We start from the raw sequence: 10906 nt of genomic DNA, 5'->3' as shown, positions 1-10906 counted from the left end.
CAGCAGTGCAAGCCCATGGCGTCACGCCACTGAAAAACCCACGACGCCCATCAACCGGCCCTGCACCCGCGAACTCACCGAACTCGGCTACCAGCCACGGCCGATGGTTCGGCAGAGCGCTTCCAACGGGTACGTCACCGTTCGGCTCGTCTGCTGGAATTGGCGGTAGAAATCACCCATCACCGCGGCGACCGGCGCGTGACGCGTCAGGGTTTTCGCGATGCCCGCTGGAACATCCTGAGGAGGCTGGCCCGCCGCGCAGCCGCGGATGAACGCCCTGCGTTCGTCCGGGTTGTAGCCGTACAGGGCGACAGCCAGCCAGTTCACCAGATGCGTGACGGCGTAGGCCTGGTCGTAGGAGCGGTGGTCGGCGAAGAAGTCGGTCTCGTCAGGTGCGAGTTCGAAGCGGGAGGAGATCGCGAGGCCGTAGTCGGCGAAGAAGAGGCGTCGGCCGTCGGTGAGGATGTTCTGGAAGTGGGCGTCGAAGTGCAGCAGCCCGCGGGCGTTCATGAACGAGACGCCGGCTTTCAGTTCCTTCTCCACCATCGCGCAGGCCCGTTCGGCTTCCTCGCCTGCGGCCTCGACCTGGGTGCCCAGCCAGTCGTGCAGGTTCTGCGGGATGTATTCCTGGAACAGCACGATGCTCGCCGAGGAATCCCGCAGTCCCTCGAGCCGACTGCGGAACTCCGCGCCGCCTCCCCAGTAGGCCACCGCGTGCTCGACATCGGCCAGTTCCTCGTAGAGCGGCTGACCCGAGTCCGGCAGTACGCGCCAGTGATACAGCAGAGGGAAACCGTCGTGGTCCCCCGCGAGCACCCAGTCCGTCGTCATCGTGTGCACGGCCAGCTCACGCCAGGCCCCGAACCCCGAGCTGCCGATCCGGCCGATGCCGTAGTGGCAGAAGACGGGCAGCGCGAACAGGTTCGCCGTGGAGTGAACGTATCTCGGCTGTCGCTCCAGGTCGGTCAGCCGGATCTGCTTGACGAAAACCGGCGTTCCCTCGACCTCCAGCAGCACTGTCTGCCCGCCGATACCGGCACCGACCGGTGTGCCGGCGTCCACGACGTCCCGCAGCTCCCGATCGCTGTACAGCGCCAACTGTGCGGAAACGACCGCATGAGCGGCCAGACGAGCTCCGCGGGACAGGTCAGGACTCGTCACAAAGGCCTCCAGCCGGTCATCCGCCTCACGGGCAGGCAGCTACAGCGAACACCCGGGCGGGGATCCGCGGGCCACACTCTCACGCCAGTGGTAACGGTAACCGCGACGTACACCATGCCCATCTGCCCCTCAGCAACGGTCGCGATGAGGTTGAGCGAAGACACACTGCGCACCCCTGCCACACCAACAGACCAGCAGCCCCTCCCCCTTCAAGACCACTGCCAGCAGGCACTACATACCAAGGACCAGCAGAACTACGCACCACCCAAACAACCTGCACAGTCAGACCCAGAGCCGACAACCCTGCAACTCACGTGGGTCACACGCCATACACTCTGCGCAGGATCAATGCATCAACAGGCCGTTATCCCGCCCAATCAATCTGCACAGCACCAGGTCACAGAAGCGAAAACGACGCAGATTCGTCGAGCGACGACAGCTGAGACCCCATCGGGTCATCTGTGGCGGATGAAGGAGAGCGTCGCGTGGGGCTCCCCGGGGCGCGGCGGCCGGATCCAGGGCGCTCCCTCGAAGGAGTGCAGGCGGCCGTGGTGGAGGGCGGTGCGAGGCAGCCCGACTCCGTACTGCTCGGCGAGGACGTCGAGCGTGTGCAGGGCCGCCGGGCGATGACCGGCCGACTCGGGCGCTCCGAAGCCGAGGTATTCCGGGGCGAGTTCGTCAGGAACGTCACCGGTGCGGTCCTCGACGCTGGTTCCCCGTACGGTGAAGCCGAAGCTCAGTACGCCGTCCTGGGCGACCGAGAGATGGAACACCGGGGCGTTCCGCCGCTGGTCGCACCAGACGACGATCGCCCGGCGTCCGCCCGCCGACGCGGCCGGGGCCGGGGAGACGAACCACTCCGCCTGGAGTCCGGAGAGCATGTCCCCGTCGAACGCGAAACTCCAGTCCTCGCCGGCCCGCCCGACGTGCAGCAGCACCACGTCGTCGTCCGAGGAGAAGGAGGTCTGCCCGGGACGGTGGTGGCGGCGCAGGTCCCAGCGCCGCAGCGGTGGCGCCAGCGGCGCCGGGTCCGGTCCGCCGAGCAGACCCGGCAGCCCGCCGGGGGACACGCCCTCGACGAGGACCATCCGGAAGGTCTTGAACGGCGGCTCGACACCGGGCTCGGAACGCAACACCCAGGACAGACCGTCGGGTTGCGTGGCGGGCGCCGGGTCCGGAGCCGGTCCGCTCTCGCCGCCGCGCGGAGTGGCCAGCAGCTCCCGGCACCGCTCGGGTGTCAGAACAGGAGCGAGCAGGACATCGGCGAACAGGCCCTCAGGGGCGATGTGGTCCGGATCGAGCGGCTGCCACAGCGGCAGCGCGGCGCGCAGGATCCGCCAGGCTTCGGCGCTGTCGCCCCAGCGTGCCGCCTCCCGCGCCTCGTCGACCGCCTCGCCGAACGCGCCACCGGGGCGGTAGCCGTAAGTTCCTTCCCTCACCTCGCGCAGAATCTCCGCGCTGGCCTGCGCGCTGTGCGGAAAGACGCCAGGATCGCCGAGGTGGTCCACCCTGCCGTGACCGCCGCTGGTGACGTCGGCGGCGTACAACGGCAGCAGTTCGGTGAGGAAGCGGGGGTGGTCGGGCAACGGCTGCGTGGTGGTTGCTCTGCGGCCCTGGCCGAAGCGGTTGAGCTGGCGGAGCATGTCGGCCGCGCCCGGACGCCCGTACCGCTTGGCTTCGTCGAGGAGCGCGGCGGCCTCTTCGGGGCGTCCCCGCAGGGCGGCGGTGCGCGCCCGGCCGACGGCGGCGTCTTGGGCGCGGGTGGTGTCGTCGACGAACGGGGGCGCACCGTCCGCAGGGGTTCGGTGGCGGTGGAACTCCTGATGCATCGCCACCATGAAGTGCGCGAACGACGGGTACCGGTCGGGCTCCTCGGCTCGCCAGCCCGCCCACGTCCGTACCGCCCACTCGCCGTCCGGACCGACATCCTCCGGGTCGAGCAGGACGAAGACAGCGTCCGATTCGGCGTCCACCTGCAACGCCCGTGACCAGAGGCCGACCTGGGCCCGGACGTGAGGCGGGTTGCCCTCCTCGCCCCAGAACTCGTCGAAGTCCGCGCCGAGCCCGAAGGAGTCCTCGTGCCAGCCCGCACCCTCGGTGCCCGCCACCCGCCACACGAACTGCCCCGCGTGCCGCCAGCCGTCACTGACCCGCAGGAACTCCCGGTACGAGGACGGCAGCGCACGCCCGAGCCGCTGTTCCAAAGCCGCTATGTCCGCCTCGGAGGCAGGAGAGTAGCCGAGCCATCTGCGCCGCTGCGCCTCGACGTCGTCCGAACGCAACTCCTCCGAATCGTCCCGCGAATCGGCCCATTCCTCGCTCCACCGGGTCAAGAAGAGCTGCCAGTCGAAGGTGTTCGTATCCATGCCGCTGATCGTCGCATCCGGCGCTGACAAGAACCGGGCCCGGCCGGAGCGAAGGGAGACCGGGTTTGACTGCCACCTGGGCGAAGTGGACCGGCACACGGCGCGGGAGCAGACGCAGCGCCTGGTACAGCGCGACCGTCTTGCCGTGACCGGGATCCCCGTAGAGACACAGCACGCCTCGTGCGGCGACAGTATGAGCAAGTGCTTCGGTGACCTCGCTGAGCTGATGGGTCAAGACCAGATGCGCGCCCGGTACATACAGGCGTATTCCGACGGTGAACGGCGAGTTGAACGGCGTTTGATGGGATTCTTCGTGAGGGCCTGTCGTCCGGATCGGGCCGGCTGCGCGCCAAAGATGACGAGACCCTGACGGAGCCGCCCGGGCCCTGGTCCGGCCGCGGCGGACATGCTCGAATCACAGCGTGGCCCCGTACGACGACCCCAGCACAGACACCGCGCGCGGCGCCCCCGTGGGGCGCCGCCTGATCCTCGGCATGCTCGGCGCGGGAGCGCTCGGCGTCGCGGCGGCGCCCGCGCTCCAGCGCGCCGTCGAGAGCGTCACCTCGAAGGACCCCACCGGCGTCACCGGCCTGCTCCCGGCCAGCGGCGGCTTCCGGTACTACTCGGTCACCGCCTCCGTCCCGCACAAGGACGAGCGGAGCTACCGGCTCACCGTCGACGGCCTGGTCGACGAGCCCGCCTCGTACACGCTGCCCGAACTGCGGGCGCTGCCCCAGACCCGTCTCGTCCGCGACGTCCAGTGCGTCACGGGCTGGCGGGTGCCGGGCACCCCCTTCGAGGGCGTACGCCTCTCGCGGCTCCTGGACGCCGCGGGGGTGCGCCCGACCGCGCGGGCCGTGCGGCTGTCCTGCTTCGACGGCGCGTACACGGAGAGCCTCACCCTCGACCAGGCGCGCCGAGACGACGTGCTGGTGGCGCTGCGCATGCAGGACAAGGACCTCGGCCACAGCCACGGCGGGCCGGTGCGGCTGTACGTGGCTCCGATGTACTTCTACAAGTCGGCCAAGTGGCTCTCCGGCATCACCGTCACCGACGACGTCGAGCCCGGCTATTGGGAGGAACGCGGTTATGACGTCGACGCATGGGTCGGCCGGTCGAACGGGCGGGACGATGCTCCCACTGCCTGACACGGACACCGACACGGACGTCGGCGCCGCGGACCGCGTGCGGCGCTTCACCCGGTCCGAACGCTGGGTGCACCGTTTGAGCGCCGCGCTCATGGGCGTGTGCGTGCTCAGCGCCGCCTGCCTGTACGTGCCCCAGCTCGCGGAACTCGTCGGGCGCCGGGGGCTCGTCGTCACCGTCCACGAGTGGTCGGGGCTGCTGCTGCCCGTCCCGTTCCTGCTGGGCCTCGCCTCCCGTGCCTTCCGGGCGGACCTGCGCCGCCTCAACCGGTTCGGCCCGCACGACGCCGCGTGGCTGCGCGCGGCCCTGCGACGCGAACACGACCGCCAGGCGGGTAAATTCACCGCGGGGCAGAAGGTGTGGGCGGCCTGGCTGGTCGGCGCGGTCCTGGTGATGCTCGGCACGGGCCTGCTCATGTGGTTCACCCACCTCACCCCGCTGTCCTGGCGCACCGGCAGCACCTTCGTCCACGACTGGCTGGCCCTCGCGCTCGGCATCGTCATCGCGGGTCACATCGGGATGGCCATGGGCGACCCCGAGGCCCGCCGGGGGATGCGCACCGGTTTCGTACGCCGCGACTGGGCGCGGCGGGAGCACGGCGAGTGGCTGCCGTGACGTGCGTCAGGCCCTGGTCCGGGAGCTGAGTCCCGGGCGACCCACTCAGCAAGGAGCGGCAGCAATGGCCGTCTACGTCACGGCCCTGGCCCCGACACCCACGCTCAACGCCGGGCTCCTGCCCGCCGCCCACCGCTTGGGCCTGGATGTGGTCCTGCCGACCAGCCAGGCGGATGCGCACCGGGCTGTCTGCCGTGCAGCGAAGCCGGACTTGTCCAGGTAGATCAGGTCGCGTCGGCCGGTGTTCGCCTCAGCCGTAAGGCCGCACGTCCTCCAGCTGGGCCCGGGCGGCCTGCGGAGGACGGGGTCGGCCTTGTGCCGCACGCTGTCGGGTGCGTTTCCAGCGGAAACCCGCCCGGTGCAGCAGCTCGGCCAGTAGGTGGAGATCTCCATCCCGCGTTCGGCCCGCAGCCAGTCGCACAGGCCCGACGTGCCCCAGGTGATCCCCGCCGCGGCGGACTCATCCAGCAGCTCAGGCCGGCGATCCCGCCCTGCTGAAGGCTACGGACCGCGGCCCGGACCGTCACCGGGTGGCATTCCAGCAAATCGGCGACGTCGGCAGTGGTCCTGCCACGGTAGAGGATGGTCCGGGGGACGCCCTCTCCAGTACTGAGCCGACTCGTCGCGAAACCGGGGAAGCCGCACGGATGGCGCGCTCAGAGGGTGCGGTGTCTCATGCGCTGTACCAATCCACAACGCATGGGCGCTGGCCAGGCGGCCGGCGTCGACGCCGTTGAGGGCCGACGTCGCCCACAGGCCGGGGCCATGCCCCTTCGCCCTCGGCTCCCGGGGGTTGCGAGTCACGCTGGGGTCAGCAGGTCTGCGTGGCCCGTTCGCCGGAGGTAGTCGATCACCGCGTCTCGGCTCTTCTCCAGGCACACGATCCTGTTCTCGACGACGCGCAGTCGTGAGCGAGCGTGATGGGGGCAACGCCCGGTTCCCAAAGAGCCGACACTCTTACCTATCGGCTCGGTCTCGTGTCCACCCACCGTTGCACAGCGCACGGACTGGACGCCAGGACCCTCCCTGCCAAACCCTCCGAACGCGGTGCCGTCAGCCACGGTGAACCCGATGCTCCTGGGCTGTGCTGACGTCAGCCCCGTCGACGGCGCCGGTGCGGGCACGCCCCGGGAACTTCGTGACTACTTCAACCGTCGGCGGATGCGTTGCCGTGCCCAGAGCACCGAGACCGAGAGCACGATCGCGGGGCGTTCATCGCGGCCGGAGGCTCAGGAACCAGCCACGTCTGTGGGCGCGGTCCAGCCGGTAACTCGCATCCACTCGACCAGGTCCAGGGTGGCCGGCTCGATCGAGCGCACCACCGCGAGGTCCGAAGGGTGTTCCGCCGCCTCCGCGAACTGGCGGAACATCGCCTTGTCGAGATCGTTGGGGAGCACGCTCAACGGGAGGGCCTCGTAGCGTGCCGGGAGCCCGGCGCGGGCGCCGAACGCCGCGGCGATCTGGGGGCCCGTCAGCTCGTCGCCGACGAGCTCGACCACTCCGCCGGGCGCCTCCACGGTGTCGAGCAGGAGCGCGGCGGCGACCCGGCCGATGTCCCTGACCGAGATCATCTTCAGGGCGACGTCCTCCGGCAGCGGCAGCCTCAGCACGATCTCCCCGTGCTCCAGGCTCGGTGCCATCACGCTCGCGAAGTTCTCCATGAAGGCGGTCGCGCGAACCATCGCGGCTCTCAGGCCGGACTTTCTCAGGTGCTCCTCGATCCGGTGCTTCGAGTCGTGGTGCGGCACACCCGACTCCCGCTCCGCTCCGAAGACCGAGTTGAACACGACGTGCGGGACGCCCGCCTCGACCGCCGCGTCGACGAGCGCGGTGCCGATGCGGATCTCCGCCTCGACCTCTTCGAGGCTGTTCGCCTCCGGGGTCATGAAGTAGAACCCCTCGACCGTCGCCAGCGCGGCGGCCAGCGACGCCGGGTCGTCGGCCCGGATGGCCGCCAGCTCGACGCCGCGGGCGGCCAGCGCCTGAGTCCGCTCGGACTGCGGGTCGCGGACCAGAGCCCGCACCCGCGCCTTGTGGTCCAGCAGGGCGTCGACCACCGCCCCGCCCTGTTGCCCCGTCGCGCCGAAGACTGCGATCGTGCCGGTCATCTGTGTGCTCATCACTGCCACCCCTCACTAGTTCACGGCGTGAACGAAATTAGTTCACGGCATGAACTACGTCAAGGTGCGGGTGTAGCGGAACCTCACGGTGTGATGGGTCGGTTCGAGGTGGGCGCAGAGAGGTCCGAGGTGTCCACGATGGCGGTGGCCACACGCTCGAAGTCGCGCTGGTCATCGGCCTCGAGATTCCTCGCGATCTCGGGCAGACGCTTGGCGACCTCGGCGTAAACAGCCTCGGCGAGCACCTTCCCCGTGGGCGTCACACCGAGCATGACGACCCGCCGGTCCTGCGCCGAGCTTGCCCGGCCGACCAACTCACGCCGCGCGGTGCGATCGACCAACTGACTCAACGCGTTCTTGGTCATACCCAACGACGCGGCGAGGTCAGCCATCTGCCGCGGCTCGTTCCTGATCGCGCAGAGCAGCGTGGCCTGCGAGGGGGTCAGGTCGAACTCGGCGCAGATCTGCGCGTACTTGCGTTGAATCACAACCGAGAGCCAGAAGAGCTTGTCGCCATAGTCCACGCCGGCCTCCCCCGTCCGATTACGAACGATCAGCCTACTCGTCGCGGGCCGGCAGACCACACCACTCACCAGGAGATACACAGCACCGCGAGGCCGGGAAGCCAGTCGGCTCCCCGGCCGGCGCACTCACCGAAGAACGGCGCCGTCAGCTGGACGACATCGGCCCAAGGTGGTGCCCGGCCTGGGAAACCGGCTGGCAACGCCGCCTCCCACTCGTGCAGGCGCATGTGGTCGGCGGCGGGTGTCTGCCGGTGAAGGCGGGGGACGTCGTCGTCCAGGGCGAAGACCTCGGACGCTGGATCACCACGCAGCAGCACGACTTCGAGCAACTCCAGCCCGCGCAGCAGTGGCTGATGGAGAACACCCTCGGCCTCGAGGCCGCCGAGGATGAGCAGCCGGTGAAACGGACCCAGAACCACAAGTGAACACTGAACATGGCTGCCGCCCGCCAGTTCCACGCCCACGAAAGCCACCTCAACGTCCCCCGCAAACACGTCGAAGCCCTGCCCCTCGCCCTCGCCGGACCCGCCGCCACCGGACGCGACATCACCCCCGAGGACACCGTCCTGGTCGACCTCGGCATGTGGACCGCAAATGTACGCCGCCGCGCCAACAGACTCACCGACCAACGACGCACCGCACTCGACCAACTCGGCATGCGCTGGTGAGACGCTGAGGACTGGGTGTGACGTCGTTCATCGGCCCCGGCATGTTGGCTTCGAGCGGCCCCCCAGCGAGCGCCGCACAGGCGGCCGTCACTGTTATGGACGCGTATCTTCCGCGTCTGTATCTGGTTCTCATGAGTTCGGGGTCCCTGCCTTCGACAGTCCCCCGGCCGCGCGAGCACATCAGTGTGTCCCTGCGGAGGGGGCATGGAATCGGCGCGTGCGCCCCAACATGGCCGGTCGTCGCAGCAGCCACGAGCAGCGACTACGACGACCGGCCAGGTGGGTATGGACGGGCTGTGCCCGGAGGTAATGCTGGTCTGCTGGTACTGCTCCCTGCCGACGCGGCGAAGGCACCTCGGCAGCTAGGACTGCCCGGTGGGCTACCGGGTTTGGGCGAGCTTGGCTGCCTTGGCCGCCTGGGCCTGGTTGGCGGTGCGGGTGGCGTTCAGGGCTTCCTGGTTCTTGGCGATCGCAGCCTGCTGCAGCTTCACCTCGGTGTCGAACCAGGTCTTGGCTACCGGAGACTGGTTACGGCAGGCGAGGTCGTCCTTGGCCGTGGCGATCTCCTGCGGGGTGATGGTCTCCGGGTCGTTGAACGCCGGGTCCTCCTGCGCGTCCGGGGGCGCGGCGTAGTTGTAGCCCTTGGCCTTCATGCAGGCTGACCACTTCGCGAACTGGTCCTTGACCGCGGGCTCGGTCAGTGACGTCTTGTAGCCCTCGATGTCGATCTGCTCGACCAGCGGGTTGGACTGCGCGACGGGCGCGCCGGCTTGGCCGGCCTGGTCGGAGCATTGGCGCACCTGCTCGTCCGGGGCGCCGGTTTCGTCGACCGCCCCCTCGGACATGGCATCGTTGTAGGCCTGCATCAGCGCCGGATCGTGGTGGTATCCCCACTTGGCGACCTGGTCGGCATTCTCGATCCCGTAGCGGCCGTCGGTGAAGCTCGTGCCGTCCAGGTTGGGCAGGTCAGGCGCGGGTTTCCAGTTGTCGAAGCCCGCCTCGCTCATGCACTCGTCCATCATGTCGTCGCGCACGTTCGTGAGCGTACGAAGAGCGGACGGGGCCTGCACGTAGGCCTCGATCGGAAGTCGCCAGCTAGCCGGGTCGTTCGGGTCGCCGACGTCCGCCTTCGCGGGCGGCGCCGCGGCCGGCTGGCCGCTGACGGCCTTAGGCGCGGTCCGCGACGAGCTGTGGTCAGACGCGGCGCTGGCCACCACGATGGTGCAGACCGCCGCCGCAGCAGCCAGCGGCAGCACGATCCTGACGGTAGTTCCCTTACTGTTCACGGCAGTCTCCTTCTGCTCGCCGGCCTGCGGTCAGATCCACTTGAACGAGGCGTTCTCGTTGTAGACCGCCGTGAATTGGTCGATGTGCTGGTAGGCCCCCATCGTCTGGTAGGGCTTCTTGTACCCGCTGTAGAAATAGACCCGGGCCGAGTACTTCGAGTGCGTATTCTCCCCGGAGGCCGCATTGTTCTTGATGTGCCGGCCGGAGCCGGGCCACGGTGAACTGACCCCGAAGATGCAGTAATTGAGCGCGTGGGCGTGACCGTCACCGGGACGCTGCGCGTTGAAGTCGTACACGGCGTAGCCGAAGTCCCGGTATGAGCCGCCCTGGCCGGAGTTGTACCACAGGTGCATCTTGAAACTGGAGGTCTCCCAGTAGCTGCATGCCGAACCGCTGTAGAGGTTCTGGCCGGCCAGGTCCTCATTGGTCAGGGCCTGGACCGGCGCCGCGATCCCCACTCCTCACGCCGCCGTCGCCAAGAACGTCAACAGGACTCTTCTCTTGCGCACTACGCTTTCCCCTCCCCAGGGGCAGGCCGCGCAACGACCTCCCTGTCGCTGCGGCCAGTGCCCCGAATCCGAACAGCGCGCCGCTCCTACGTCGGTGCGCTGATCCAGACCATAGGTGGCACAAGCACCTATCGCCGGCTCAATGATCGCGTTTGGCTGCTTTTAAACGAGGTTCGAGGTTCCGGAACCACACCCGACCCTTGAGTAATCTGTGTGAATCTCGTGGAATTTGATTCCTGTACGGAGCAAGATCCTGACCGGAATGACCGATTCCCGCACTCGGTGTCGACGTTCCCCTCCGTCGATCCCATCCGCCCGGGGCACGACCGATAGCGACCGCGCGAGGCGGCGGGCGCCCTGGTCGCGCACGGCAAGGTTGTCGGCCCTCGCCGCCCAGGAGCGTGCCGCTGTCCCGAAGCTACGAGGGCGATTAGTTACGTCTGTTACTGAGCGTTTTCAGCGTTGCTTCTCCAGAGTGAGGACGGCTCTGGCGATGACGCTCATGCGGTT

11 protein-coding genes are annotated in these 10906 nt (G+C 68.7%); 5 read left to right on the top strand and 6 right to left on the bottom strand.

All coding sequences use genetic code 11. The annotated features are described in order from the left end of the window. Positions 1-87: 87 nt before the first annotated feature. Together ABD366_RS40170 and ABD366_RS40165 are read right to left on the bottom strand one after the other, a co-directional pair. Positions 88-1161 (bottom strand): protein kinase family protein, encoded by a 1074-nt coding sequence (locus ABD366_RS40170; RefSeq protein ID WP_324769496.1) that lies wholly within the window; start codon positions 1159-1161, stop codon positions 88-90. A gap of 455 nt (positions 1162-1616) precedes the next feature. Further along, positions 1617-3527: an SMI1/KNR4 family protein gene (locus ABD366_RS40165; RefSeq protein WP_324769495.1), complete on the bottom strand. Its 1911-nt coding sequence runs from the start codon at positions 3525-3527 to the stop codon at positions 1617-1619. On the opposite strand from ABD366_RS40165, the gene ABD366_RS40160 reads away from it, so the two are divergent. From ABD366_RS40160 to ABD366_RS40150, 3 genes are all read left to right on the top strand, one after another. After that, positions 3526-3897, top strand: coding sequence for a hypothetical protein (locus ABD366_RS40160; RefSeq protein ID WP_324769494.1), 372 nt, complete (start codon positions 3526-3528; stop codon positions 3895-3897). The two genes, ABD366_RS40165 and ABD366_RS40160, sit on opposite strands and share 2 nt — an antisense overlap. A 124-nt stretch (positions 3898-4021) precedes the next feature. Next, positions 4022-4675, top strand: a complete 654-nt coding sequence (locus ABD366_RS40155) for a molybdopterin-dependent oxidoreductase (protein ID WP_324769498.1) — start codon at positions 4022-4024, stop codon at positions 4673-4675. Then, on the top strand, positions 4659-5288 hold the full coding sequence (locus tag ABD366_RS40150) for a cytochrome b/b6 domain-containing protein (protein ID WP_324769493.1): 630 nt from the start codon (positions 4659-4661) through the stop codon (positions 5286-5288). Before ABD366_RS40155 ends, ABD366_RS40150 begins: the two co-directional genes overlap by 17 nt. Positions 5289-6517: 1229 nt before the next feature. Here ABD366_RS40150 and ABD366_RS40145 read toward each other — a convergent pair. Both ABD366_RS40145 and ABD366_RS40140 read right to left on the bottom strand, forming a co-directional pair. Beyond that, positions 6518-7408 carry an NmrA family NAD(P)-binding protein gene (locus tag ABD366_RS40145; protein ID WP_324769491.1) on the bottom strand — a complete coding sequence of 297 codons (891 nt, stop codon included), beginning with the start codon at positions 7406-7408 and terminating at the stop codon, positions 6518-6520. An 83-nt stretch (positions 7409-7491) separates the two neighbouring features. Next, entirely contained in the window at positions 7492-7932 is a 441-nt protein-coding gene (locus tag ABD366_RS40140; protein ID WP_324769490.1) for a MarR family winged helix-turn-helix transcriptional regulator, read from the bottom strand. 215 nt (positions 7933-8147) lie between these two features. Here ABD366_RS40140 and ABD366_RS40135 point away from each other — a divergent pair, with 215 nt between their 5' ends. Next, entirely contained in the window at positions 8148-8357 is a 210-nt protein-coding gene (locus ABD366_RS40135) for a hypothetical protein (RefSeq protein ID WP_324769489.1), read from the top strand. Between the two features lie 9 nt (positions 8358-8366). Next, positions 8367-8600 (top strand): helicase associated domain-containing protein, encoded by a 234-nt coding sequence (locus ABD366_RS40130; RefSeq protein ID WP_324769488.1) that lies wholly within the window; start codon positions 8367-8369, stop codon positions 8598-8600. Between the two features lie 380 nt (positions 8601-8980). Here the strand turns inward: ABD366_RS40130 and ABD366_RS40125 are convergent, their stop codons facing one another. Further along, on the bottom strand, positions 8981-9886 hold the full coding sequence (locus tag ABD366_RS40125; RefSeq protein ID WP_324769486.1) for a hypothetical protein: 906 nt from the start codon (positions 9884-9886) through the stop codon (positions 8981-8983). A gap of 30 nt (positions 9887-9916) precedes the next feature. After that, entirely contained in the window at positions 9917-10345 is a 429-nt protein-coding gene (locus ABD366_RS40120) for a hypothetical protein (protein ID WP_324769485.1), read from the bottom strand. Positions 10346-10906 lie beyond the last annotated feature (561 nt).

This window comes from Streptomyces kunmingensis (assembly GCF_039533535.1).
Classification (GTDB): Bacteria; Actinomycetota; Actinomycetes; order Streptomycetales; family Streptomycetaceae; genus Streptomyces; species Streptomyces kunmingensis.
This window is presented reverse-complemented; position numbering and strand designations above follow the sequence as displayed.

What these genes read in the sequence shown, in the direction of transcription:
- ABD366_RS40160 (WP_324769494.1), top strand. Translation starts at nt 3,526, where the DNA reads ATGCCGCTGATCGTCGCATCCGGCGCTGACAAGAACCGGGCCCGGCCG.
- ABD366_RS40165 (WP_324769495.1), bottom strand. Translation starts at nt 3,527, where the DNA reads ATGGATACGAACACCTTCGACTGGCAGCTCTTCTTGACCCGGTGGAGC.
- ABD366_RS40155 (WP_324769498.1), top strand. Translation starts at nt 4,022, where the DNA reads ATGCTCGGCGCGGGAGCGCTCGGCGTCGCGGCGGCGCCCGCGCTCCAG.
- ABD366_RS40150 (WP_324769493.1), top strand. Translation starts at nt 4,659, where the DNA reads ATGCTCCCACTGCCTGACACGGACACCGACACGGACGTCGGCGCCGCG.
- ABD366_RS40145 (WP_324769491.1), bottom strand. Translation starts at nt 7,408, where the DNA reads ATGAGCACACAGATGACCGGCACGATCGCAGTCTTCGGCGCGACGGGG.
- ABD366_RS40130 (WP_324769488.1), top strand. Translation starts at nt 8,367, where the DNA reads ATGGCTGCCGCCCGCCAGTTCCACGCCCACGAAAGCCACCTCAACGTC.